General features: G+C 50.0%; 32 protein-coding genes. 5 read left to right on the forward strand and 27 right to left on the reverse strand.

Annotation, left to right across the window (positions count from 1 at the left end; all coding sequences use genetic code 11):
- Positions 1 to 51 precede the first annotated feature (51 nt).
- On the forward strand, positions 52 to 942 hold the full coding sequence (locus AC2FAK_RS15620) for a hypothetical protein (protein WP_353421970.1): 891 nt from the start codon (positions 52 to 54) through the stop codon (positions 940 to 942).
- Here AC2FAK_RS15620 and AC2FAK_RS15625 read toward each other — a convergent pair.
- The 11 genes from AC2FAK_RS15625 to AC2FAK_RS15675 all read right to left on the reverse strand — a co-directional run bounded on the left by AC2FAK_RS15625 (position 905) and on the right by AC2FAK_RS15675 (position 6,428).
- A complete protein-coding gene (locus tag AC2FAK_RS15625) occupies positions 905 to 1,351 on the reverse strand; it encodes a phage virion morphogenesis protein (protein WP_485453306.1) in 447 nt (148 codons plus the stop codon). The two genes, AC2FAK_RS15620 and AC2FAK_RS15625, sit on opposite strands and share 38 nt — an antisense overlap.
- Complete coding sequence (locus AC2FAK_RS15630) at positions 1,344 to 1,775, reverse strand: phage tail protein (RefSeq protein ID WP_278435353.1); 432 nt, start codon at positions 1,773 to 1,775, stop codon at positions 1,344 to 1,346. The genes AC2FAK_RS15625 and AC2FAK_RS15630 overlap by 8 nt, the downstream gene beginning before the upstream one ends.
- The gene (gene lysC, locus AC2FAK_RS15635) at positions 1,738 to 1,986 is read right to left on the reverse strand and encodes an Rz1-like lysis system protein LysC (protein ID WP_278435506.1); all 249 of its coding nucleotides are present in this window, start codon (positions 1,984 to 1,986) and stop codon (positions 1,738 to 1,740) included. The genes AC2FAK_RS15630 and lysC overlap by 38 nt, the downstream gene beginning before the upstream one ends.
- A complete protein-coding gene (gene lysB, locus AC2FAK_RS15640) occupies positions 1,871 to 2,299 on the reverse strand; it encodes an Rz-like lysis system protein LysB (RefSeq protein WP_485453307.1) in 429 nt (142 codons plus the stop codon). Before lysB ends, lysC begins: the two co-directional genes overlap by 116 nt.
- Positions 2,296 to 2,811 (reverse strand): lysozyme, encoded by a 516-nt coding sequence (locus AC2FAK_RS15645; protein WP_485453308.1) that lies wholly within the window; start codon positions 2,809 to 2,811, stop codon positions 2,296 to 2,298. Before AC2FAK_RS15645 ends, lysB begins: the two co-directional genes overlap by 4 nt.
- Complete coding sequence (locus AC2FAK_RS15650; protein WP_014884902.1) at positions 2,792 to 3,007, reverse strand: hypothetical protein; 216 nt, start codon at positions 3,005 to 3,007, stop codon at positions 2,792 to 2,794. The genes AC2FAK_RS15645 and AC2FAK_RS15650 overlap by 20 nt, the downstream gene beginning before the upstream one ends.
- Before the next feature lie 3 nt (positions 3,008 to 3,010).
- Positions 3,011 to 3,214 (reverse strand): tail protein X, encoded by a 204-nt coding sequence (locus AC2FAK_RS15655; protein WP_063160416.1) that lies wholly within the window; start codon positions 3,212 to 3,214, stop codon positions 3,011 to 3,013.
- On the reverse strand, positions 3,214 to 3,681 hold the full coding sequence (locus AC2FAK_RS15660; RefSeq protein ID WP_014884903.1) for a head completion/stabilization protein: 468 nt from the start codon (positions 3,679 to 3,681) through the stop codon (positions 3,214 to 3,216). The genes AC2FAK_RS15655 and AC2FAK_RS15660 overlap by 1 nt, the downstream gene beginning before the upstream one ends.
- Before the next feature lie 98 nt (positions 3,682 to 3,779).
- Positions 3,780 to 4,433, reverse strand: a complete 654-nt coding sequence (gpM, locus tag AC2FAK_RS15665) for a phage terminase small subunit (RefSeq protein WP_485453309.1) — start codon at positions 4,431 to 4,433, stop codon at positions 3,780 to 3,782.
- Between the two features lie 3 nt (positions 4,434 to 4,436).
- On the reverse strand, positions 4,437 to 5,585 hold the full coding sequence (locus AC2FAK_RS15670; protein WP_485453310.1) for a phage major capsid protein, P2 family: 1,149 nt from the start codon (positions 5,583 to 5,585) through the stop codon (positions 4,437 to 4,439).
- Positions 5,586 to 5,600: 15 nt separating this feature from the next.
- Positions 5,601 to 6,428, reverse strand: coding sequence for a GPO family capsid scaffolding protein (locus tag AC2FAK_RS15675; protein ID WP_353427968.1), 828 nt, complete (start codon positions 6,426 to 6,428; stop codon positions 5,601 to 5,603).
- Positions 6,429 to 6,577: 149 nt separating this feature from the next.
- On the opposite strand from AC2FAK_RS15675, the gene AC2FAK_RS15680 reads away from it, so the two are divergent.
- Together AC2FAK_RS15680 and AC2FAK_RS15685 are read left to right on the forward strand one after the other, a co-directional pair.
- Positions 6,578 to 8,341, forward strand: coding sequence for a terminase ATPase subunit family protein (locus AC2FAK_RS15680; protein ID WP_017382378.1), 1,764 nt, complete (start codon positions 6,578 to 6,580; stop codon positions 8,339 to 8,341).
- On the forward strand, positions 8,341 to 9,402 hold the full coding sequence (locus AC2FAK_RS15685) for a phage portal protein (protein WP_485453311.1): 1,062 nt from the start codon (positions 8,341 to 8,343) through the stop codon (positions 9,400 to 9,402). Before AC2FAK_RS15680 ends, AC2FAK_RS15685 begins: the two co-directional genes overlap by 1 nt.
- Positions 9,403 to 9,438: 36 nt before the next feature.
- Here the strand turns inward: AC2FAK_RS15685 and AC2FAK_RS15690 are convergent, their stop codons facing one another.
- The 16 genes from AC2FAK_RS15690 to AC2FAK_RS15765 form a co-directional block, all read right to left on the reverse strand.
- Positions 9,439 to 11,184, reverse strand: a complete 1,746-nt coding sequence (locus AC2FAK_RS15690) for a DUF262 domain-containing protein (protein WP_032665778.1) — start codon at positions 11,182 to 11,184, stop codon at positions 9,439 to 9,441.
- Between the two features lie 212 nt (positions 11,185 to 11,396).
- On the reverse strand, positions 11,397 to 12,239 hold the full coding sequence (locus AC2FAK_RS15695; protein ID WP_485453312.1) for a hypothetical protein: 843 nt from the start codon (positions 12,237 to 12,239) through the stop codon (positions 11,397 to 11,399).
- On the reverse strand, positions 12,239 to 12,457 hold the full coding sequence (locus tag AC2FAK_RS15700) for a hypothetical protein (protein ID WP_050870784.1): 219 nt from the start codon (positions 12,455 to 12,457) through the stop codon (positions 12,239 to 12,241). The genes AC2FAK_RS15695 and AC2FAK_RS15700 overlap by 1 nt, the downstream gene beginning before the upstream one ends.
- Before the next feature lie 286 nt (positions 12,458 to 12,743).
- Positions 12,744 to 12,977 carry a DinI family protein gene (locus AC2FAK_RS15705; protein WP_485453313.1) on the reverse strand — a complete coding sequence of 78 codons (234 nt, stop codon included), beginning with the start codon at positions 12,975 to 12,977 and terminating at the stop codon, positions 12,744 to 12,746.
- Positions 12,978 to 12,987: 10 nt separating this feature from the next.
- Entirely contained in the window at positions 12,988 to 13,176 is a 189-nt protein-coding gene (locus AC2FAK_RS15710) for a hypothetical protein (RefSeq protein WP_014884914.1), read from the reverse strand.
- Positions 13,177 to 13,336: 160 nt separating this feature from the next.
- The gene (locus AC2FAK_RS15715) at positions 13,337 to 14,032 is read right to left on the reverse strand and encodes a DNA adenine methylase (RefSeq protein WP_032665772.1); all 696 of its coding nucleotides are present in this window, start codon (positions 14,030 to 14,032) and stop codon (positions 13,337 to 13,339) included.
- A gap of 85 nt (positions 14,033 to 14,117) precedes the next feature.
- Complete coding sequence (locus AC2FAK_RS15720) at positions 14,118 to 16,487, reverse strand: replication endonuclease (protein WP_485453314.1); 2,370 nt, start codon at positions 16,485 to 16,487, stop codon at positions 14,118 to 14,120.
- A gap of 42 nt (positions 16,488 to 16,529) precedes the next feature.
- Complete coding sequence (locus tag AC2FAK_RS15725) at positions 16,530 to 17,387, reverse strand: DNA adenine methylase (RefSeq protein ID WP_485453315.1); 858 nt, start codon at positions 17,385 to 17,387, stop codon at positions 16,530 to 16,532.
- Positions 17,384 to 17,611 carry a TraR/DksA family transcriptional regulator gene (locus AC2FAK_RS15730; RefSeq protein ID WP_023307009.1) on the reverse strand — a complete coding sequence of 76 codons (228 nt, stop codon included), beginning with the start codon at positions 17,609 to 17,611 and terminating at the stop codon, positions 17,384 to 17,386. Before AC2FAK_RS15730 ends, AC2FAK_RS15725 begins: the two co-directional genes overlap by 4 nt.
- On the reverse strand, positions 17,611 to 17,844 hold the full coding sequence (locus AC2FAK_RS15735) for a DUF2732 family protein (protein ID WP_485453316.1): 234 nt from the start codon (positions 17,842 to 17,844) through the stop codon (positions 17,611 to 17,613). Before AC2FAK_RS15735 ends, AC2FAK_RS15730 begins: the two co-directional genes overlap by 1 nt.
- A 102-nt stretch (positions 17,845 to 17,946) precedes the next feature.
- The gene (locus AC2FAK_RS15740; protein ID WP_017382390.1) at positions 17,947 to 18,096 is read right to left on the reverse strand and encodes a DUF3927 family protein; all 150 of its coding nucleotides are present in this window, start codon (positions 18,094 to 18,096) and stop codon (positions 17,947 to 17,949) included.
- Positions 18,096 to 18,521: a tellurite resistance TerB family protein gene (locus tag AC2FAK_RS15745; RefSeq protein ID WP_063930707.1), complete on the reverse strand. Its 426-nt coding sequence runs from the start codon at positions 18,519 to 18,521 to the stop codon at positions 18,096 to 18,098. The genes AC2FAK_RS15740 and AC2FAK_RS15745 overlap by 1 nt, the downstream gene beginning before the upstream one ends.
- Before the next feature lie 69 nt (positions 18,522 to 18,590).
- Positions 18,591 to 18,791, reverse strand: a complete 201-nt coding sequence (locus AC2FAK_RS15750) for a hypothetical protein (RefSeq protein WP_017382392.1) — start codon at positions 18,789 to 18,791, stop codon at positions 18,591 to 18,593.
- A complete protein-coding gene (locus AC2FAK_RS15755; RefSeq protein WP_334756679.1) occupies positions 18,781 to 19,005 on the reverse strand; it encodes a phage filamentation protein Fil family protein in 225 nt (74 codons plus the stop codon). The genes AC2FAK_RS15750 and AC2FAK_RS15755 overlap by 11 nt, the downstream gene beginning before the upstream one ends.
- Positions 19,006 to 19,012: 7 nt before the next feature.
- Positions 19,013 to 19,522: a phage regulatory CII family protein gene (locus tag AC2FAK_RS15760; protein ID WP_058651061.1), complete on the reverse strand. Its 510-nt coding sequence runs from the start codon at positions 19,520 to 19,522 to the stop codon at positions 19,013 to 19,015.
- A 32-nt stretch (positions 19,523 to 19,554) separates the two neighbouring features.
- Positions 19,555 to 19,803, reverse strand: coding sequence for a hypothetical protein (locus AC2FAK_RS15765; RefSeq protein ID WP_033146281.1), 249 nt, complete (start codon positions 19,801 to 19,803; stop codon positions 19,555 to 19,557).
- 116 nt (positions 19,804 to 19,919) lie between these two features.
- Here AC2FAK_RS15765 and AC2FAK_RS15770 point away from each other — a divergent pair, with 116 nt between their 5' ends.
- The gene (locus tag AC2FAK_RS15770; RefSeq protein WP_485453317.1) at positions 19,920 to 20,552 is read left to right on the forward strand and encodes a phage repressor protein CI; all 633 of its coding nucleotides are present in this window, start codon (positions 19,920 to 19,922) and stop codon (positions 20,550 to 20,552) included.
- Between the two features lie 3 nt (positions 20,553 to 20,555).
- Positions 20,556 to 21,581 (forward strand): site-specific integrase, encoded by a 1,026-nt coding sequence (locus tag AC2FAK_RS15775; RefSeq protein WP_033146283.1) that lies wholly within the window; start codon positions 20,556 to 20,558, stop codon positions 21,579 to 21,581.
- Positions 21,582 to 21,836: the final 255 nt, after the last annotated feature.

Here is a 21,836-nt window from a genome sequence, read left to right on the forward strand (position 1 = left end):
GTTACAAACTTGTGGTCCTTTGTATGGTCTACAGCACAAAAAGGAGGCCTTATGTTTACTGTTGGAATATATGGATTCAATATCACAAAAGTGACTCATTTCTCTTTTGGCACTATATTTCCAGTAATTAAATCCGCATCTGAAATAACAAAAATAATGCGAATAAAAACAGAACTACACCTTACGGCCTTTCTAGAATTGGACATTAAGGATAACAATGAGTGCCGAGACATAATATTTCATCTTTCGGCAATATTATCTTTCATAGAACAACGCCCTGTATCTTTTGGATATGCATTAAAAAAACACGAGACCATTGATAATCTTGACAATGATTACCCTAAGGTAATTACTAGTACACTCCCTCTTGTTAGCAATGGGATAATGATTAGAGAAGACTATTTCTCTAAAAACTCCAGAAGATATTTTATTGAATCCGCATTAAACAAGATTATCATTGATAAAGACCATCAATTCTCTCTTCTAATCCATAAAAACACGCAAGTTTTCATTAATCAAACAAACTATATAGATATAAAATACTATCTATTATTTTCAGGTTTAGAGTCTATAGCTCGCCAACGAGAGAATGACCTCACCAGCGGTATAGCCTCTGTACTGTATAAATACCTTAAAAAATTCGATTTTGATATCAAACAACAAGACAATAAAAGACCATCTCACTCTCTCGATATTTACGCGAGTTTACGCAATGCACTTTTCCATAACGGCACATACCAAACTCCCCCTTTAAAAAGGAATGGTGCGATAAGCACATTTTTACTAAAGGATTATTACTCTTTATTCCGACGTCTAAACTGCCTTGTCATTTTGAAAGAGGCCGGATTTGACGATGGAAGAATTAATTGGGATTTTGTGAGCTTCAGATATCACTTCAAACACACTAATCAAGTAACCAGTGTAACAACGTATCGCGGGTGACGGTTTCCACCTCATCATTCACACCCAAAAGACGGCGTGCCGGGTACCGGGCCTCCGGGCCATTGCGTCTGACTCGATCACGCAGACCATAATGGTGAACACGGGCGATGCGCTGGACTTTCTCATCAAACTGCACGCTGGCAGAGTCCGCAGTGGCTGCGGTTTTCAGGTATTTAGTGGTGCGCAATTTGGCGAACATCTGGCGCTTGATGCGCCCCTTTTTACTTCTGGCCGTCACCCGGCGCGCCTCAAAGGCGGTGCCGTCTGGATTGCGCTGCAGCCTGATGTTTTGCTGTTGCGACCGGCGCAGCTCCTGCGCCAGTTGTCGCATCATACGGTTGCGGGCTGCCGGTTCCAGATTCGCCAGCAGGGCCGACAGCCAGTCATCCACCCTCTGCAGGTCATACACGTTTCACCGTCCATATTTCTTCGGGTATGTCGGGTTCCGGCACCGCTTCTACGCTCGATACGGTGCCGTCTGTACTGACAATCACGCGCTCCGTGAGCTGCAAATTGAGGCTGATATCACACAGATCGTTGCTCAGGATATCGACGTCAAAGGTAAAAAGTTTTTCGCGCAGCTCCGGGTTGTTGATAGCGTCCGGTTGATTGGTCATTAACCAGAGCAGCACGGGCGCCATCACTAAATTCTGGTTGCCGCTAAAGTCTTCGATCACCACGTTCAGGGTGTAGCGATATTCCCATGACATTGAACGGGCGCCGGTTGCGACCAGCGAACCGTTATCAACAAAAAGGTGCAGTTTGTCCGGGTTGTCACGGACATACGCCACCGATTTATTCAGGGCGTCGCGTAAGGACTGCGGCTTGTTCACTGTCTCGCTCCTGACACGCTATGATCGTGTCCACTTTGTCGGCACACACCGCCCAGGCGGCCTCAGTCTCATCCAGCACCTGGTTCAAATCCCCATTACTGCGCGGCGCTGACCTGTCCAGGCGGCATTGCGTCACTTTTGGACAACCACTCACGGTAAGCTGCACCTCCGGCGAGGGGCGGGCGGTCCCGCAGCCGGATAATGTCAGCAGGCAAAGGAGTGTCAGCCCACCGGCGTAAATCCTCGTTTTCACGTTTTAACTCCTCGATCCGGCGCTGGCGACTCCGCAACAGCGCGGAAGTCTCCTCCGCTGCAGCATAAAGTTGCGTCTGCGCCCGGCTGTTGGTTTCGGTAAGAATGGACAGGCTGATGAGCTGGCTGTTTTTCTTCGCCAACTTTTGCTTGTTCTTTTTAAGCGCCTCAGCCTGCGTCCCGATGGTGTGACCGGCATTGTTAAGCCGCCATGACTGCCAGCCCAGCAATGCCAGCACCAGAGCCAGGATCACCGCCAGCGCGCGCGTCATGCCCCTGCCCCTTTAAGGCACCAGGAAAGCTCGCGGGCGCGCCGGTTTTCCAGCCCTTTATTCCGTTGACCATTTACATAAACCCAGCGGGGGAGCTGGTTGCACGCCTGCCACCATTGCTGGCGATTGATGTAAGAAACCATTGTTGACCGGCAGATTGTCCCCGTTCCGACATTGAAACCGATACTGATCAGGGCATCGTAAACATGCTGAGGTGGCTTAACCTGCAGGCAGGCTTCAATCCTTTTTTCCGTCAGCAATACGTTATTAATCAGCCCCTGCGCGGCCTGTCGCTCCGTTATGGTTTTGCCCGGCACTACCCCGGACGTATTGCCGATCCCGTCAGTCCAGACCCCGGCGCTGCACTGGTATGGCTGCAGGCGGCACCCTTCGAAATCAGCAATCAGTTTGAGCCCCTCGACGGAGGTATGAAGCGACTGAAAACCCGGCAGCGTGGCGGCAATCGCCAGCACCGCGCCGACCAGGCAACGCTTAACGATTGAAGGACTCATATTCCCCCCTGGATATTCTGCCATCCCGCAGCAGCTGGTAGGCTTTCCAGCGTAAATAACAGGTCACCGCTGCAGTAATAATCCCCAGCGCAAGACCGGTGATGGTCGACACATCTTTAAGAGACAAATCGCCGAGCCATGCCAGAAGCAGGGCAACGCAGTAAGTGATAAAGGCGCTGATTCGTTCAAGCGTCATAGTTCAGTCCCATAACTGGACAGTCTGCGTAGTGGTTGACGCCGTAATGTCCGGCAGCTCCACCTGCAGCCCGTGCGGTAAAAAGGGGCCATATTCAGCCAGCCCCGGATTCGCCTGCAGCACCTGTTCAGTGACTCCCTGCGTGCGCCCGTAATGGCGCCAGCAGAGTGCGTCCACCGTGTCATACTGATGCGCACGCACTTTCATCAAATCAGCTCCACCGTCATATGAGGCATATCGCGCAGGCGGGACTCCGCCCAGCGCACATCGCGCCACAGCTCGCCTAAGGTTGTTTCGATATCTTCAGCTTTCTTGCTTCCGTCGCCGGTTGCGTCAAAATCGCGATAGCGCTCAACCAGGTTTGCTTTTGCCCAGCAAAACACCGCACGGCGATACAGCATGAGCCGCTGGCTTTCGCCGTCGATCACATCAGCAGGGACGTCGGCCAGGCTCGCATACCCCTGCGCCCGTTGTTTCTCGCGGAACTCATAAAGATCGGCGTTAACTTCAGCAATCGCTGTCAGCAACGCCAGACGCAGGCGCGGATCGGTGACACTCCCATCCATGCGCATATCACGGCGGAACTCTGAAACCCTGACATCAGGCCAGAAACTGGTGTTTTTAATAACGTCCTGGGTACTTTCCCCGGCCTGTTCCGGCGAAACGAATTGCATATTTCTGGCACTCCCAAATAGTTGGGCGGTGGACGGGGTTTTGACGCGGCATAAAGCCTGTCGCCACCCCGTGCCGCCCCGCGCGTTGGCACGATTCGTTAAGCCGACATTGCCTGTCGCAATCGGCTTTCAAGCTTGTTGATTTCGGTTTTGACGCCAGAACTGTTATCCAGCTGCAGGGCACGCTTCAGATGGTTAAGTGCCGCCACTGCCTGATCGTTATCCCGCAGCGCGTAGCCTATCGCCTTATGAAGTCGGGCGCGGGACTGATCCGGCATATCCTGACCTTCAACGATATCGAGCACCTGGGTAAGAATGGCGGCACTGAATGATTCACCGGCAGAAAAAGCGCGCATTGCCGCGTCGGCAAACTCTTCCGCAACAGCGGTCCCGCAGGTCCGGTTGAATCGCTGCGGCAGGACCCAGCCGTGTTTAATGGCATGGCGGGCAATGTCCAGCGCGCCGGTATAGTCTCCGGCATCAATGCGCCAGATCATGACGTACATCGCCACGTCGTCCTGGCCTGACGCGTCAGCATCCAGTAAACCGGCAATCCATGAGGCATAAGCGGGAAGAAACTCACGTTTGAGCTGAGCCTTGCGCTCATTTGACTGGACGGTTTTAAGGCGCCTGCGGTGTTCTGTCAGCTGTAACAGCATCTGGTTGTAGCCCGTCAGGCTGGCATTACTGCCGCCCTGCCGGGCGGCATCCTGTGCCTGTACATACTGAGTGTGAGCACGGAACGGATTCATTTATCACGCTCCGGCGCCAGCACCGCCAGCTGCCTGCGCATCAAGCGCGCCTTTCACCGCTGCCGTGACGATTTCCTGGATAGTTTCAGTTGTCAGCGCTGGGCTGGCATTGCCACCTGCCTGCACGGGCAACAGTTCGATGTTCTCAACCAGGCAAACGCCGTCGTAATCTTCGACAACATACGCCTCGTTAACGGACTCGAAGTTCTCCACGCGGTCACGCTTCGGATTGTCGATGACCGAACGGCGGCGGGAGCCTGATTGCCAGTAAATAGACAGGTTATCCAGGCGGGTGATCAGCATGGCATTCGCCGGGAAGAACGGCGCACGAACGGCCGGGAGGTTGCCGATACGCTTCTGGCTGACGATAAGATCTGCCGCCAGCGTTTCGCTGTTTGGCTGGTCACGGTTGACGATCGGGAAATATTTATCCGCCAGCAACTGGCGCCCGACGATAACCACAAGCTCCGTATCTTCCTGATACCACGGCGCGATTTTCTCATTCACGGCGCCCATAACCAGCGCGTCCAGATTCAGGAAATCACCGCCTTTACCGACACGGATAGTCTGAGAAATAACCTCGCCTTCGGACACGATCTTATCCATCACCTGTACGGGTTTCTCCTGGCGGATTTTTTCCAGCCAGCCGATATTCACATCCTGCAGCAGCGGATAGGTATTGCGGTCTGACGTTTTTTCACGCTTCACGCCGTTGAAGCCGATCATGATGCGGTCAAGCGCCTGGCGGGTAATGATGGCGTCACGGATGCGCGTCTGGAAGTCCTGGAATTTGGCCCATAAATCCAGCTTCGCATAGGGCAGCGCCGTATCAGAGTTGGTCTGGGTACACTTGTACCCTTCACCGTCGATGTAAGTCGGATCAACGGGTTCACGGTCTTTCTGGGTGGTATCAGTATTTCCGGCAATACTGGAACCAATACCCAGCCCCAGACGCTCGCCGGACTGCTCATCAACCGGGATAATGTTGATTTTCTGCAGGAACGAGGAAGACTCCTGGATTTTCGTTTCCAGCGTCTGCGCCACTGACGGCTCAGCCGTATATTTCGAGGCGATATCGCTCACAGATACGCCGTTGAGTTTGGCGAGCTGCGTCAGATAGCCGTTGAATTTAAAACGTGTCTCTTTTTTCATTGTGCTTTTGCTCCGTCAGCAATCGGTGGTTTGTTCTGCGCCGTTATTGCCGGTCGCATTAGGGCGGCGTTCGCTGCGGCTGTCCTGAGTGGAAAGCTGCTCACGCAGGGTGGAGAGTGCGCTGGTTGTCTCATCAACAACCTTTTGCATATCGCTCAGCTTGTTACTGAAATCGGTCTGATGGGTGCTGACCTGCTCCGCCAGCGTCTGATGCTCACGCGCGATGGTTTCAACAGCCTGATTCACATCAGCAAAGCGGGCGTTATCATCGGCGCCTTTGCGGGACAGCAGCTCTTTCACGCGGGTAAACAGGCTGGTTTTTTCCGGCACGTCCTCAAACTCGATCAGCGTTTCAAGAGCTGCGGTAAACAGGTTGTCTTTGTCCAGCTTGCGGCGCGCCAGGGGGTTATGTTCTGCGCTGGCACTGAACTGCAGCATTTCAGTGCCGAGGCTTGCCGGATCGTCAGTAATCGCCAGGCCAACCAGATAAGCGGAGCCGGTATCGGCAAAGCTGGTGTTAACTTCCATTGAGGTGAAAAGCTTCTGCCAGTTGCTGGTCATCGTGACCAGGTCGTCAGTCGGGGCAATCCAGCCATACAGCGCCATTTTCCCGGATAATGCCCCTTCGGTGATTTCTTCCGCTTCCAGCTTTTCCACCATGCCAAAACGACGGAAAGGCCCATCAGGGGTGAAGCCCTTGATGTGTTCCATATTGATCAGCGCGGTGTATACCTGCGGGTTATAGCTCGCCGCCATCTGGGTGAGCCATTCACGCTCAATAACGCGCCCGTCAGTAGTGGCCCCTTCGACCCCAATACGAAAACGCTTAGATTTTTTTGCCATCGGTCCGGCTCCGGTTAGTTAGTTCGTAACACGTTCAGAGCCTTATGTTTGCGGTGATGGGCGCGTGTAAACAACGCGTTGGGCTTGTGCGAACTCCCACACAATGCGAAGCCGGGGAAAGTGCTGATTTGAGGCCGTATGTTTGTGCCATGACAACACTGACCCCCGCAGACCTCGATCCCCGTCGTCAGGCAATGCTGATGTACTTTCAGGGATACCGCGTAGCCCGCATTGCTGAAATGCTGGGCGAGAAAGTTGCAACCGTTCACAGCTGGAAAAAACGCGATAAGTGGGGCGAATATGGCCCACTGGATCAGATGCAGCTCACCACCGCCGCACGTTACTGCCAGCTCGTCATGAAGGAGCAGAAGGAAGGAAAGGATTTTAAAGAAATTGACCTGCTGGCGCGTCAGTCCGAACGACAGGCCAGAATCGGCAAATTTAACAATGGCGGGAATGAAGCAGACCTGAATCCGAACGTTGCGAACCGCAATAAAGGTCCGCGCAAGCCGCCGGAAAAAAACCTGTTTACCGACGAACAGATCGAAAAGCTGGAAGAGATTTTCCGCGCCGGTATGTTCGAATACCAGCGCCACTGGTGGGACGCTGGCATCAAGCACCGTATCCGCAACCTCTTAAAGTCACGCCAGATCGGTGCAACCTACTATTTCGCCCGTGAAGCGTTGATAGACGCCCTGACCACGGGCCGAAATCAAATCTTTCTGTCAGCGAGTAAAGCTCAGGCACACGTTTTTAAACAGTACATTATCGACTTCGCAAAAGAGGTGGACGTTGAGCTGAAAGGCGATCCGATGGTGCTGCCTAACGGCGCCTGTCTTTACTTCCTCGGTACAAATGCCCGTACCGCGCAGAGCTATCACGGCAATCTGTATCTTGATGAGTATTTCTGGATACCGAAATTCCAGGAGCTGCGCAAGGTGGCCTCCGGTATGGCGCTGCACAAAAAATGGCGTCAGACCTATTTCTCAACACCTTCCAGCCTGACGCACAGCGCCTACCCGTTCTGGTCTGGTGCCCTGTTCAATAAAGGGCGCCCGAAAGCCGACAGGGTAGAATTTGACCTTTCTCACAGTAGCCTGGCACACGGCGTTTTATGTCCTGACGGCCAGTACCGCCAGATAGTCACCATCGAAGATGCCGTAAACGGCGGGTGTAACCTTTTCGACCTGGACCAGCTGCGCCTGGAGTACAGCCCGGACGAATACAACAACCTGCTGATGTGTCAGTTTGTTGACGACCTGGCGTCCGTGTTCCCGCTGGCGTTGCTGCAGTCCTGCATGGTTGACAGCTGGGATGTGTGGGACGATTTCGAACCGCTATTACTGCGGCCGTTTGCATACCACCCTGTCTGGATCGGCTATGACCCGGCAAAAGGAACGCAGAATGGTGACAGCGCCGGTTGCGTGGTCATTGCGCCTCCCGTCGTCCCCGGGGGTAAATTCCGCATCCTTGAGCGTCACCAGTGGCGCGGGATGGACTTTCGCGCCCAGGCCTCAGCGATTGAGGAAATCACCAGACGCTACAACGTGACCTACATCGGCATTGACTCGACCGGCGTAGGCGATGGCGTTTACAAAACGGTTAAGCAGTTCTTCCCTGCGGCGCGCGAGTTTGTCTACAACCCGACCGTTAAAAATGCCCTGGTGCTTAAAGCCTACGACATCATCAGCGGACGCCGTCTGGAATTTGACGCAGGGATGCTGGATATCGCGCAGTCCTTTATGTCCATTCGCCGTTCAACCACCGCCAGCGGCAACCGGCCAACCTACGAAGCAGCCCGCACAGAGGAAGCCAGCCACGCGGATTTAGCCTGGGCAACCATGCACGCACTTTATAACGAACCACTGGCAGGAGCTTCCGCCAGTACCAGCAACATCGTGGAGATTTTTTAATGGCTAACCGCAAAAACCGCAGCAAGACACCGCGCGGCCAGACCGCCACCGATACGGCCAGCATGGTCAGTAATGCACATGCGGAGGCGTTTACGTTTGGCGATCCGATCCCCGTGATGGACCGCCGGGAGTTATTTGATTACCTGGAGTGCGTGCAGGTAGACCGCTGGTACGAACCACCGATCAGCATGGATGGCCTGGCGCGAACTTACCGCGCCGCCGTGCATCACTCCAGCGCTATTCAGGTAAAACGTAATATTCTTACCAGTACCTTCATCCCTCACCGCTGGCTGTCTAAACAAGCCTTTTCCCGGTTCGCCCAGGACTTTCTGGTATTCGGTAATGCCTACCTTGAAAAACGCATGAACCGGTTAGGTCAGATCATGGAGCTGCGCGCCTCGCTTGCCAAATATACCCGTCGTGGCATTGACCAGGACACCTACTGGTTTGCACAGTATGGTCACAGCTCACAGCCATATCAGTTCGATGAGGGAAGCGTGTTTCATCTGATGGAACCCGACGTTAACCAGGAGCTTTACGGGATGCCGGAATACCTTTCTGCCATTCCTTCCGCACTGCTGAATGAATCGGCAACGCTGTTTCGTCGTAAGTATTACCTCAACGGTAGCCATGCTGGTTTCATCATGTACATGAGCGACCCCGCCGCCGATCAGAAAGACGTGGACAACATACGCGAAGCACTTAAAAAATCGAAAGGGCCGGGCAACTTCCGCAACCTGTTTATGTACAGCCCGAACGGCAAGAAAGACGGCATTCAGATCATCCCACTGTCAGAGGTCGCAGCGAAAGATGAGTTTCTTAACATCAAGAATGTGAGCCGTGATGACATGCTGGCAGCTCACCGCGTGCCGCCGCAGCTGATGGGGATTATTCCAACGAATACAGGGGGATTTGGTGACGTGGAGAAAGCAAGCCGAGTATTTGTCCGCAACGAATTGATGCCGCTGCAGAAGCGAATGCAGGAAATAAACGAATGGCTGGGAGAAGAATTGATCCGCTTTGAGGCATATTCTTTAGAGATTGATAATAGCACCAATTAATAAACATCAGGGGCTAAATATTAGCCCCTGATATTCTTAATCCCTTCCTAATTTCCAAACCGTATTATAAGATAACATGCATAATTCAATAGCCCTAGACATCATAGAATCAGGTTTCCATTCCCCTTGATATTTATTTTCAAACTCATCTACGAAAATTTGAACCAATGCAAATTTTGATTTCTTATAAATATCAATCTTTTCTTTCACCGGTTTACTTCCCGCTTTTTCATTCAATTCCTTTGACAAGGGCAAAAGATTACCTATCATGCTATAAGCATCTGGTTCACCAACACTTTGCGGCTGTATGTGTTCTAATGTTAATGAGTCAGGCATATACTCACCCGTTTTCATATAATGCAACTCAAGCCTATTAAAAATATACTGAATCAACCTTTTATTTTTTAATTCTTGATTAGAAAACCTTAGCATAATAAATTTTTCCACAAACACGTTAAACTCAGGCTTTCTTTTCACAAGCATATCTAGTAAAGCTATTATAACCTGTCGATTACTAGCTTTCGTCGCAGCCTCATCTACCAAAGCCCTCGCTGCTTTAGCATAAGCACTTTCAATACCAGAAGGGCGCAATGAACAAATAGCGTTAAACATAAAGTGAAAGCGCTCGATCGATAAAATAGCATTATTCATATCAACAAGCTTTAATTTACCACTGGCCCTTGCCTTAAACAAAGACAACAGAAATGGTTTATTCTGAGATATATTGAACAATCTTAACGCCTGCAGCCCTCTATAAACTGGTTTCATTTCTATCTCAGGAAAATCCTGTTCAGTCGGAGCAGAGATTTTCACATAAATCTCAGCATCTGAGAGCAACTCATCAATGAACCCTGCAGCATCAATTTCCCCTTTCTTCCATTTATCCAAAAATGCTTTATAAAGAGTATCACTACTGACGTAAGAATACTTAGACACCCACCAATGACGTATAAAGGTTTCAATCGAACCTACCCCATTACGGCTAGATATAATCTGTCTGATTTTGTTCCACTTGGTTTTCGCATCATCATCAGGATGCGTACCATTGAGTTTTTTGAATAATTTATTTTTTATCAAATCAACATAACTAAGATTTAACCCTCTCGCATTGAGAGTTTCAAAAATAGTATACGCCTCATCTTCATCGTTTACTGTAATGTAAATCACCTTTAGATAACGAAGGACCTGATCTCTTACTGCTTTCAAAGCTTCCAGATAATTAAACTCCCTCCCATCAATTCCTAACATCTTAGAGAGGTACTCCTCAGAAAGATACTCAGTCAAATCATTATATGCGGACTGCAGATTTCTTTCCTCAAGAGACTCAGGACCATCACTTTTTTTATCAATATGTTGTATATTGTTTTGAAAATATGGTTTCGGAGTTTCATTTACTAATTTAAAGAATGGTTTGCCATCATCATCGATGCCAGATATATAATTATTGTAAATAGATTGCGCAACTGCCTGTTCATTATTCTGTTTAAATTTATCGCATAAAGCAGAAAGCAAAATTGTTAGAGTAGTTAGACGCTGCTGACCATCTACTATCATTAATTCTGAACTTGTCTCTTGACCAACTAAAACGAGCGCACCAATAAAATACTCATCATAATGATACTGTCCATCCTGCTGCAAATGGATATTAGATATTATATCATTCCACAGCTCACTTACTTGTTCCTTTCCCCATGAATATTCTCTTTGAAACCTAGGGACGATATATTTTTTGTTGACTGATAATACATTGGTTAATGTCCTGGCGTTTGCTTGCAGTTCCATTGAGGCCACCTTAGAAAATCGTTTAAGTAGCACTGTTCTATAGCATTAATAGTGCGTTGACAACCAAAACCGCGCGCTCGTAGCCCCGCCACGCCTGCCCGCTTTGTGTAGTGGTTTTCATGCACATGCATGACATAAGCAAAAGCCCGCCATTTCTGGCGGGCCTCAGCAAAAACGATCCTTAAACGATCATGCGCATTCATGCAGCATAGTCATGCACTACCCTGCTCTGCGTCGCCAGCAGTCCTTCTCCTGCGCGTGGATGGTTTTTTGCCACCCAACTTGCGGCAGTCTTTCCGATCACGCACTTCGTCTTCTTTAAATTTGTTATACGTTTCAGTATCAAAAAACGAGATGGTTTCAACTTCGTCTTTAGGGATCAGCACACGGAAATCCTGGATATTCAGGCGCGACATCCCACTGATAACGCCGCTTTCAAGATAGTGCTGATGATAGTTTGTCGTGATATTTATCGTTAGGTCGTCTTTGTCACGATATCCGCTCAGCATGGGGAGAATTTCAAGGTGTTCCGACAATCCATTTTCCAACGCAGGGCAAGTCACCAGCCCTACATAGATTTTGCGTGATGAAAGTGTAGCGATGATAGGAAACTGGCGAGCTGATGCTTCCATGAGCAGCGATTCAAAAGAATTGTTTCCCACTGCCTTTGCCAGTGCATCCCAACGGCGATCCCCCTTTGAAGTACGACGTTTGTTTAGCCAACCGAACAGTGCCGCCAGAACTATTGAAATCACAACCCACGCGATTTGCTTAATTTCATTGATGCGCTGCGGTTTATCGGTTGTGGTGGATAACATCCCGTTAAAGCTGTCTGGAGTCAGATTCAGCGCATTAGAAAGCCAGCGAAACCCACCGCTGATGTTAAGAGCGAAGGTAAGGAAGCCGCCAGCGAGGAAAAAGACAATTCCCCATGCAGCCACAAAAAAATAAGCGTCCCAGCCATTGGAACGCTTATATCTATAACGTGTTGAAAGTGATAGGTTTACATAAATAAAACCACTAACCAAAATCACTGCTAAAAGTAATGTTGCCATTATCGGGTTCTGTAATAATATTTTGCTTTAACAGTGCTCGTTTTGACGCCTTCAAGCTTATCCATCTGATCTCTGATGGCTTTCATAGCTTCTTCGTTGGACAAATCTACGGACACAAAACCGTCTTTACTCAGATTGAGCTTGTCCTGGTTCTCTTTCAGAACCCGTGCCAAACGTTCAACTGGATTACCCAGCCTCAATGCGGCGATACTTGACATAACCCCTCCTTCTTATATGGCGCGGAAGTGTACACTTCGTCACCAGCAACCACAACAGCAAATTCCTTATAACTAAGACAACCGTTTTAACAGTTGGTTGCGTTACTTAACTTAAGTTCATTGCCCCTAATCGCGCAAGATGTTTCTGCCTTAAACCGCTGCATTTAGCATATATAGTGCCTCTTATGAGAAGCAGGCACTAACAAAGACAATTTCTAACGCCTCGAACGGCTCGTTGTTCAACCTTGCGGACGGTAAAAACCAGTTTTATCGTCCGCAACGTTCGCTAATGAAACCAGCTGTCGTCTTCCCAGACCTTCTGCATAATTTCCATCACTCGCTTTTTGTCTTCATCCAGTTTTAACCCGCTCAGCTCAACGCCGTTAGCGCTTCCCTTGCGTATGCGGATTGCCGTTTTTGGGTAGAGAGGGCGCAAATTTCGGTAAAGCTCGGATTCAAGGGCTTCCAGTGTTGCCTGGCTTATCTTCTGCTCTTTATCGATCATTATTTCAATGCGCATAAAGCCCCCTTTAGTTGATAACGTCCATTGCCTGGCCGTAATCATGGTTACGAATTTTCGCCATCAGCTCGTCCGTCAGTTCCGACACCCACTGGATCGCAAGGCGTTTCTCTTCTTCGCTACACTCACTAGCCGCTACAAGCTTGATAAAGAAATCAATACGCTGGAGTTTCAACGACTCCAAAAGATAGTCCTGCATTTTCCCTCCTATCCTCACTACGGGATAAACCAGCCAATATCCCCAGGAAGAGATATTGACGCGCTGTATTTATATCCACTGTTTATATATACAGTATAGGAGGATTTTGAGGTTGTAAAATACTTTCTATCAATCAATCAGATGAGTCTGTTTGCTGAGGTTAATCATCAACTTCGCTCAGGGCGGTCATTATTGCCAGCCGCTCCGGGTGTGGTAGTGCTGCGAATTTTTCGCGCCAGCGCTTCGCCTTGCGTTTGATGCGCTCCCTGTCGTTGTAATCCTTACCCGCGAAAGTGTGCGAGTAGGCTTTCCCCTCCGGGTAATTCATCCAGATTTTCTCTGTGCGCACACCGCCGCGCGTCATGGCCTGAAATTCTTTCTGGCGCCAGCCCGTTAACAGTTCGTCATAAAGCGTTGACGGATAGCCGGACAAAATTACACTGACATTTTTTGGCAGGCTTTTAAGGCAGGCCAGCAGCCGCTCATGATCGGCTACGGTATATTCATTGCGATACCGCGCGGCACTGGTCCGCGTTTCATGCAAATAAGGAGGGTCCGCGTAAACCAGCACACGACCGGCAGAGGAAAAATCGAAGTCCCTTAAAAACTGCACCGCATCGGCAACATCGATAAAAAGGCTATCGCCCACGTTATCAAGGAAATCAGCATTGCCCTGGCAGAACGCTTCAACCGTCAGGGGATCAATATCAATGCCCCAATTACGGCGGGCCGGTGGCTTACGCAACATGACAGCGCCACCGCCCAGGTGCGTCTCAATGTAGGTATCATGCGGCGGCATTTCCGCAATAATCTTTTGAAAAACACCGCTTGCGGCCTTGCTTCCCAGATAGGTCATTTCTGTTTTCCTCAACTACTGATTTCGTTTTAATTCACCTGCAGCACAGTCGAAAATGACGTTACTCGATGAATGGCCAGCACTGTCATTTCTGACGGTGAATGACGGAACGCGGTACCACACCGTCAGACCTGACCATGTTGATCACGGGCCATTCACGCGCTGAAAATGCACGCTTCATTCGGTTCAAAAGGTCATCCGCCTGCTGTTTAATCTCCACAATCTGGGACGGCAGACGCTCAACACCTGCCGCAGTACGGTTTCGGACAGTAAGGCGCCCTTCTTCAACCGTTAACACCTGATCGCCAAAGGCAACCACCGCGCCAGAAATCAACGAACGGACCATTCCGGCACTGACATCCACACCACGCAGAGCCAGCAGCTCACTAATTTGCTTTTCCTGCTCCGTCATAGGGCTGGCTTTTGGCCTCACTTTTACGCGCTTGTTGGATGCCTTTGCCGCTTCGCTCAGCCGCTGCGCTATCACCCGTTTTTCTTTCCGGGATAAAGAGCCCATATCCGCCCAGCTGGCACAGTCATTCATGACCGTGCCGCCAGGATCGGCGCGTTTTTCAACCTCCCGCGGCTCCCGCGTACAGTTATTGACAGAACTCCGAGGGGCGGCGGGGCCGCCTGAAAAAGCAAGGTCAAAACCTGAAACGCCGTCGGCCTGACGTTTCGGCACGATTTTGTATTTGGTAGTGCGCGTATGAATCAGTGATTCCGGCCCACGGATCGGGGAATAAACGCCGGAAATTTTGGAGACGTCATCCCCGTAGAGGTTGCCGTTTTCGGTGACTTCATAGCTGAGGCGCACGCGCAGGAGATCACGGGAAACCAGCGGGCCACCCTGCGCACTTACGTACAAATCCCACGCGCTGCTGTCGGCAGCCTGACGCACTGGCTCAATTTCGGGGTGCAGGACCAGCTCACGATCACCGAGGCGACGTAATTCACGCCAAACAGTTACCGGTGCGCCGCCTATTTGCTGGAACTGGCGGATCGCCCAGCGAGAGGCCCAGGCACTTACGCGGCGGGCCATTTCTTTCAGAGGCTTGCCGGTTTCATCATCCAGATCGTCATCAAGCTGATAGCCATCAATATTTTTTGAAATGTATTTGGCGATATAGCCCGTTGCGCTGCCCTTCTCTTTCTCGATGGGTTTCATTTCGAAGCGGTTTTCAGCGGCGCCTGGCTCATTCCCATCCTCACGCATGGCGTGCTTACGAAAGATTGCTGTTGCCGGTTCGATATGCTCCGGGCGCATGAAAAGCAGGAGGTGCCAGTGCGGGGTTTCGTCGTGGTGAGACTCAACAACGCGAAAGCCAAACACGCGAATACCATTGCGCAGCCAGGCCGCACGCGTGCGCGCCCATACTTTGCAAAGATATTTCTGCGTTTCACGCGGTGACGCGCCGCTGTATTTGTTGTTCCGGCGCCCGTCGTACTGCATTGAGTGATATCTGGATGGAGCGGTAAGCGTGAAGAACGCCCCGGCCAGTCCGGCCTCATTCGCTAAATCTTCGAACCCACGCATGCGCGCCATCAGTTCACGGCGTCGGTTGGCTGGGTTTGCAACGCTGCCGGCCACTTTATCAATCAGCGATACGCGCTCTCCGGTGTCCTCATCTTCCAGCTCCATCGCTTTCAGAAATTCACGGTTGGCTTTCTTTTGCGCCGTCCACTCCTGCAAACATGGGTCACTGCAGTACGGTGCGGATTTTTTGTGTACATACCCGGCCGCAACCATCAGATGCTCACGCCAGCGAGCATGCATACGGCGCAGACGATTAAGCCACCACTGCGGAGACTGCAGGCGGGCCACTGCTTTCAGTGCGTCTTCCGCCTCCAGTTCTTCTTTGCAGTAGGCCGTCCAGCACGGGACCGACGTTTTGAGATGATTGGCAAGAAACCCCATGCGGCCATAACCTGAAAGGGTGGCGAAATGGGGATCGGACGTGCGGGCCATCTGGAAATCAAACTCGCGGTTAAACTCGCTACCCAACAGGTCAGCAAGGTTATGCGCCAGTCTTTTCAGCTCTCTTTTGCCAGCCCAAAGCAGGCGCCAGAATTGTTCACGCAGAGGCAACAAAGCCGCAGGCATAACCCCCTGCGGCAGATATTGCTCGTTAACATGATCTATACGACTCAGAACGAATCGTTCAAAGGTATTGATAAGCCAGGCATCAGCCGCTTGTTTGCCTTTACGGTCTACCTGTTCAAGTTTTTGAGCATACATACGACGGACAAAATGAGGCAGCGAAGCCAGGCGACGACGAACCGCCCGGCCCCGGTCTGGTGCTTCATCCGTTTCTGCCAGTTCGGCAATCGACAAACGCTTGCGATTGCCGTCAGGCGTCAGATACATGATCCCCGGCGCCGCATCGGCTTGCTTAAAACCACCGATTGCAAGGCGCGGGGCATTCCATGCGTAGGGGAAAACGGTGTCAGACATTCTGACACCCCATAATGTAAGCGCGAATAAACGCCGTTGCCCTCACGCCTGCACCTCATAATTCACGCTGCAGTCAGGTCCGGTTGCAGGATCAAATCCAAGCCAGTGACACGATTTTGAGGTAGCAATGATTTCCACGGCAGACTTACCGTCACCAGCCGCAACACCCATACTGCGGTTTGCGGTAAGGCGGTGATGGGTGAAATTCCGATAAAGGGAGCGAGTAAGTGAGGTGTCACTGTTTGAAACTATGACCGGATGGCCTTCTGACGCGCGGCGCTCAAGAATAGACGCCAGGCGATACTGATCGTCCTCTGTAAAACCGGCAGTGTGGTAATGACTAAAAGTCCCGTCATAAGGAGGGTCGCAATAAATCACATCGCCCGTCTGCAACAAAGACAACGTTTCTTCGTAGTTAGCGCAAACAAAGGTGGCTCGCTTCGCTTTCTCAGCAAATGCGCGGATTTCACGCTCAGGAAAATACGGCTTTTTATAATTACCGAAAGGGACGTTGAATACACCGCTTAGGTTGTAGCGGCATAACCCACGATAACAATGGCGGTTTAGATAAAGAAAATATACAGCACGGTGCAGTCGGTCTAATTGCGGATCGTGGTTAAACGCTTCACGCACACGATAATAATTTTCAGCGACAATAAAACTTTCAAAAACCGCCTTAGCAAGATTAATAAAGTTTTCTGTATCTTCTGCAATAGAACGATACAGATTAATTAAATCTGGATTGATATCTGCGACAAGATAATGAGGATAGTCTGTTGCCATCATCACAGCGCAGGAACCCGCGAAAGGTTCAACCAATCGCGGGCCAGCTGGGAGATACTTTTTCAGTTCGGACATAATGGCGGTTTTGTTTCCCGCCCATTTCAGGATAGTGCTCATACAACGCCTCCGTTGTAGTGCTTGCCTTTTAACTCTGCGATTTCCTGACAGGTCACACAGCACTGCACGCCCGGAATAGCGCGGCGGCGCGCTGGCGGGATCGGAGCATCACACTCCGCACAGAGAACACGGGAAACGCCCGGCACTTTGGCGCGGGCATTGTTGATATGGCGCTCACGATCTTCCTGTTCGCGCAGCTGTGCGAGGTCCATTGAATCAGCCATTAATGCAGCTCCTGCGCTTCGTTCTGGATGCGTACCGCTTCAACGCGAAGCAGTTCGGCCGCCTCGATATGGCTCAACTGACGGGAAACGATGCGCACGGCCAGACTATCCAGACGAGCCGCCATTACATCAGCACGGCAACGGCGCTCATCCATGCGCGTTTCATTTAACAAAGCGAACAGGCCAGCATCGTCTGGGCCTGTTTTAGTTGAGTGGGTTTTAGTATTTTTCATATTCATTTCCTCAGAATTCGGGCAAAAAAATGCCCGGCGGGTTTACGCCAAAAAAACGGGTTATTTACTCGGATATAGCCCGCGCAACGCGGGCTGTAAGAATCAGGCTTTCTTAAACATTGGAAGCGCTACTGCAATAATCCCCGCCACCAAAACACCATCAGCCAACATCGACATAAGACGGCCCGTGAAATCTACTGCAACAACCAGGAACAGCAGCACACAGATAATGAGACAACGCAGCTTTCCCATTACAGGTACTGGTCCAGTGACAACTGAAGAGCCTGCGCAATTTTCTTAAGCTGCGCTTCTTCCTCGCTGCCGATGCCGTCCTGGTCAGCAATATCAAGACACAGGCACAACACGTTCACCGCGTCGTCAGTACCCGCAACATCCCCCAGTTCACGCAGAGCCTGAGCATTAGCGCTACGCGGTGATGCTTCATAACGGGCGCGGATATTACTGCTCATCTGCGCAATTTCACCGGCAAAAGGCGCAAAGGCTGGCAGGGCTGAAATTGTTTTTTCCAGCACGCCGATTTCTTTCGCGTCACAGGTTCCGTCAGCGTACGCAATGGAATAGGCGCCCCAAACAGTGGCCTCTACCGCGTCGCGGTTTTCCATTTTTTTTACTTCTACAACGGCTTTACGAGCTTTCTTTTTAAAGATTCCAAACATTGTTATTTCCTCATTTTTAATTGACTGTCTTCACAATGCCCACGTTATGAGCATTAGGCAGGCGTCAAATTAGATATAACCGGCAACTGGAACAGGCTTACTTTTAATTTGGTTGATAATTTCAGCCTGCAAACCTTCTTTAAATTCTTTGCAGCACTCCCATTCAGGATCGACACGCAAAACAGCACCATCACGGGTTTTAATTTCAAAACCTTCCGCCATATTTGGGATGATCACGCCCAGAATAATTCTCAGCTCATTACGAGACATGTTTCACTCCTTTAATAATCAAACGAGCAATGCGAATAATTAAAAATGCTGACGGCTTAGCCGCTTTTGTTTTCAGCCCGTTTAATAATTCGGACTGATCGCGGCACGGGTGCCAGCGCTTGCCGTTATCTCCTGCAATCCAGCCGTGGCCGTAGTGCATTGCCGGGCTTTGCTTTACCAGCAGAGAAGCGAGTGAAGGTTCTTTATTTAGCATAAGCACCTCAGATCAGACCGAATGAAGCACTGAGGCCCGTCACTGTATCGACAGCACTTGCCATTGCCGGGTTGTACTGTAGGCGCGCGTGCATGGAAACAGCTGTAAGCGCCATCAAACGAGTAACAGAATTGATGCTTTCAATAACCTGGCGGCGTTCCGTTGTTGTCTGGTGTTCGCCAGAAACAGCGCTTGCTGCAACACGACCAATCTCTGCTGTAGCATTCAAAACGTAATGAGGCATTTTCTCGCTGGCTACTTCGTTCAGCGGCACACATGGCAGGCAATGGATTTGAGCCAGGAACCCATCAACAAGCGTGGAGTCCTCAGTTATATCTGTCAGCAGCCAGATTTCCGGCGGCGTGAGCTGATGGGGCTGATCGGGGTTAAGCTTGTTGCGCAGCGTCTGGACCTTCATTCCTGCGCGGTCTGCCAGTTTCGCCATATTGTGACGCAATGCGAAAGCACGGCAGGCTTCATCAAAATGAGGATGTTTGGAAACGCGATAATCAAACATGTTAGCCTCTGAAATGGTTCTCATAATTGAACTCACTGACCAACAACAACGTTGTAGTTGAAGGCTGAGTGCTCCATGTTCTTACGAGCCTGCTCTTGCTTGTACTTAAGATATAAAATGGAAACTCGACCTTTGTTTTTTTCTTTCTTTTCAATGTAGTTAGCAAGTTTACCGTTATGAATCATCTGATAAACAGAGCCGCGAGAGTACCCCTCCCACTCCGCGAACTCTGCTGGAGTCGCTATCACTTTTGGTACACGAATTGAAATCTCAGTGCTCATAGTGCAGTATCTCTTAGTTTAGTTTCGTTTTATCTCGTTTTATATGGTTTGAGTTTGGTTTTCAAAACTTGAATGGATATTAGGATCACTTTTTATATGCGTCAAGGGGTTTGATTATGAGTTTAATCAAGGCGGGTAACGATAGCGGCGGGCGTGATGCGATCAATAGGCTCATTAAGGCCTACAATTTTAGCTCGCGCCAACAACTGTGCGAGCATCTGTCAGTATCAAAAAGCACCATGGCAAACAGATACTTACGAGATAGCTTTCCCGCTGAATGGGTTATCCAATGTGCTCTTGAAACTGGAATATCTCTTTTATGGCTGGCCACTGGTCAGGGGGAAATGTATGCAAGTGACAGCGAGGAAAAAAACCTCAAAAAGGGAACTCCTGTCACAGTAAGACCACTTTCTAAAATCGTTGCTCCCAGCATCAAACACGCGGAGTTGAAGAACGGTGAACTGCAGCCAGATGATGAAATGCTTTTGGATAGCAGGTTGTTAGAGGGTGAGCCTTCAAATTCTTTGTTCGTAAAGACACCTACAGATAGTTTTGTTGTTGATACATCAGTGAAACAGATCAGCAATGGCTTTTGGCTGGTAGATATCGATGGTGTAAAAAGCTTCGTAAAAATCTCACGCATCCCAGGCAATAGGATTGTGGTTCAACAAGATGAAGCATCTTTTGAGTGCTCAGTGGATGATGTTGAAGTCATCGGGCGCGCAGTCAAAGTTATCAAGAGCCTATAACGTATGACTATCAGGAAGCAGCCGAACGGAAAATGGTTGTGTGAGTGTTACCCGACCGGGCGCGACGGAAAGCGAGTACGCAAGCAGTTTGCGACGAAAGGCGAGGCTATTGCCTTTGAAAACTTCACCATGGATGAAGTTAACAAAAAGCCCTGGCTGGGAGAAAAGGAAGACCGGCGCCATTTGTCAGAGGTGATTGAGCAATGGCATTCACTCTACGGACAGACCCTTGCGGACCCTAAACGCCTAATGGCGAAACTCAGAATTATTTGCAATGGCCTAGGTGATCCCATTGCATCGGAGTTAACCGCAGGTGATTTCACAAAATACAGGGAAGCCCGGTTAAAGGGGGAAATTAAAAATGAAGATGGCGTACTCATGGCGCCAGTTAAACCCCGGACAGTAAACCTTGAACAACGCAACCTCTCCTCTGTATTTGGCACGCTGAAAAAGATGGGGCATTGGTCAGCACCAAACCCCTTAGCAGGGCTGCCCACATTCAAGATAGCAGAAGGGGAACTGGCGTTCCTGGCTGAGGATGAAATCAAACGCCTGCTAGATGCCTGCGCTGATTCTCAAAGCCCTAGCCTGCTGATGATTGCAAAAATTTGCCTGGCGACCGGCGCACGCTGGAGCGAAGCTGAAAACCTGCAGGGACATCAGCTATCAAAGTATCGAATTACCTATACCAAAACCAAAGGTAAGAAAAACAGGACCGTACCGATCTCTCAGGAACTGTACGATGAACTCCCCAAAAACCGAGGAAGGTTATTCACTCCATGCAGAAAAGCTTTTGAGCGTGCAGTGAAACGGGCTGGCATTGATTTACCTGAGGGGCAATGCACCCACGTACTGCGCCATACCTTTGCAAGTCATTTTATGATGAATGGAGGAAACATACTGGTACTGCGCGATATTCTGGGCCACGCAGATATCAAAATGACGATGGTATACGCCCACTTTGCCCCCGACCATCTGGAAGACGCAGTAACAAAAAACCCGCTTCACAATCTTAACTGGAACCGATAATTTATGGCGGCAGATTGGCGGCAAAGACTTAAAATCATATAAAACCTGACGAACACCAATTACAATAACATGATGATTTTATTATTAAATACCTGTTTTTATTACTATTAAAATGGTATGTAGAAATTTCGGACGCGGGTTCAACTCCCGCCAGCTCCACCAAATAAAACAAGGGGTTACGTGAAGACGTAGCCCCTTTTTAATATCTATTGTCCATTTTACGTCCATCGCCATCTCTGATAATCAGAAAGGCTT

The organism is Enterobacter cloacae complex sp. 394F7, from assembly GCF_057320385.1.

Excerpts from the sequence above, each read along its gene's own strand:
- AC2FAK_RS15670 (WP_485453310.1), bottom strand. The coding sequence starts at position 5,585 with ATGAAAAAAGAGACACGTTTTAAATTCAACGGCTATCTGACGCAGCTC.
- AC2FAK_RS15650 (WP_014884902.1), bottom strand. The coding sequence starts at position 3,007 with ATGACGCTTGAACGAATCAGCGCCTTTATCACTTACTGCGTTGCCCTG.
- AC2FAK_RS15755 (WP_334756679.1), bottom strand. The coding sequence starts at position 19,005 with ATGCTAAATAAAGAACCTTCACTCGCTTCTCTGCTGGTAAAGCAAAGC.
- AC2FAK_RS15700 (WP_050870784.1), bottom strand. The coding sequence starts at position 12,457 with ATGTCAAGTATCGCCGCATTGAGGCTGGGTAATCCAGTTGAACGTTTG.
- AC2FAK_RS15680 (WP_017382378.1), top strand. The coding sequence starts at position 6,578 with ATGACAACACTGACCCCCGCAGACCTCGATCCCCGTCGTCAGGCAATG.
- AC2FAK_RS15715 (WP_032665772.1), bottom strand. The coding sequence starts at position 14,032 with ATGACCTATCTGGGAAGCAAGGCCGCAAGCGGTGTTTTTCAAAAGATT.
- AC2FAK_RS15710 (WP_014884914.1), bottom strand. The coding sequence starts at position 13,176 with ATGCAGGACTATCTTTTGGAGTCGTTGAAACTCCAGCGTATTGATTTC.
- AC2FAK_RS15750 (WP_017382392.1), bottom strand. The coding sequence starts at position 18,791 with ATGTCTCGTAATGAGCTGAGAATTATTCTGGGCGTGATCATCCCAAAT.
- AC2FAK_RS15765 (WP_033146281.1), bottom strand. The coding sequence starts at position 19,803 with ATGAGCACTGAGATTTCAATTCGTGTACCAAAAGTGATAGCGACTCCA.
- AC2FAK_RS15745 (WP_063930707.1), bottom strand. The coding sequence starts at position 18,521 with ATGTTTGGAATCTTTAAAAAGAAAGCTCGTAAAGCCGTTGTAGAAGTA.
- AC2FAK_RS15760 (WP_058651061.1), bottom strand. The coding sequence starts at position 19,522 with ATGTTTGATTATCGCGTTTCCAAACATCCTCATTTTGATGAAGCCTGC.
- gpM (WP_485453309.1), bottom strand. The coding sequence starts at position 4,433 with ATGAATCCGTTCCGTGCTCACACTCAGTATGTACAGGCACAGGATGCC.
- AC2FAK_RS15660 (WP_014884903.1), bottom strand. The coding sequence starts at position 3,681 with ATGCAATTCGTTTCGCCGGAACAGGCCGGGGAAAGTACCCAGGACGTT.
- AC2FAK_RS15735 (WP_485453316.1), bottom strand. The coding sequence starts at position 17,844 with ATGAAAAATACTAAAACCCACTCAACTAAAACAGGCCCAGACGATGCT.
- AC2FAK_RS15775 (WP_033146283.1), top strand. The coding sequence starts at position 20,556 with ATGACTATCAGGAAGCAGCCGAACGGAAAATGGTTGTGTGAGTGTTAC.
- AC2FAK_RS15730 (WP_023307009.1), bottom strand. The coding sequence starts at position 17,611 with ATGGCTGATTCAATGGACCTCGCACAGCTGCGCGAACAGGAAGATCGT.
- AC2FAK_RS15740 (WP_017382390.1), bottom strand. The coding sequence starts at position 18,096 with ATGGGAAAGCTGCGTTGTCTCATTATCTGTGTGCTGCTGTTCCTGGTT.
- AC2FAK_RS15695 (WP_485453312.1), bottom strand. The coding sequence starts at position 12,239 with ATGGCAACATTACTTTTAGCAGTGATTTTGGTTAGTGGTTTTATTTAT.
- AC2FAK_RS15645 (WP_485453308.1), bottom strand. The coding sequence starts at position 2,811 with ATGAGTCCTTCAATCGTTAAGCGTTGCCTGGTCGGCGCGGTGCTGGCG.
- AC2FAK_RS15720 (WP_485453314.1), bottom strand. The coding sequence starts at position 16,487 with ATGTCTGACACCGTTTTCCCCTACGCATGGAATGCCCCGCGCCTTGCA.
- AC2FAK_RS15725 (WP_485453315.1), bottom strand. The coding sequence starts at position 17,387 with ATGAGCACTATCCTGAAATGGGCGGGAAACAAAACCGCCATTATGTCC.
- lysB (WP_485453307.1), bottom strand. The coding sequence starts at position 2,299 with ATGACGCGCGCGCTGGCGGTGATCCTGGCTCTGGTGCTGGCATTGCTG.
- AC2FAK_RS15620 (WP_353421970.1), top strand. The coding sequence starts at position 52 with ATGTTTACTGTTGGAATATATGGATTCAATATCACAAAAGTGACTCAT.
- AC2FAK_RS15690 (WP_032665778.1), bottom strand. The coding sequence starts at position 11,184 with ATGGAACTGCAAGCAAACGCCAGGACATTAACCAATGTATTATCAGTC.
- AC2FAK_RS15770 (WP_485453317.1), top strand. The coding sequence starts at position 19,920 with ATGAGTTTAATCAAGGCGGGTAACGATAGCGGCGGGCGTGATGCGATC.
- AC2FAK_RS15655 (WP_063160416.1), bottom strand. The coding sequence starts at position 3,214 with ATGAAAGTGCGTGCGCATCAGTATGACACGGTGGACGCACTCTGCTGG.
- AC2FAK_RS15685 (WP_485453311.1), top strand. The coding sequence starts at position 8,341 with ATGGCTAACCGCAAAAACCGCAGCAAGACACCGCGCGGCCAGACCGCC.
- AC2FAK_RS15705 (WP_485453313.1), bottom strand. The coding sequence starts at position 12,977 with ATGCGCATTGAAATAATGATCGATAAAGAGCAGAAGATAAGCCAGGCA.
- AC2FAK_RS15675 (WP_353427968.1), bottom strand. The coding sequence starts at position 6,428 with ATGGCAAAAAAATCTAAGCGTTTTCGTATTGGGGTCGAAGGGGCCACT.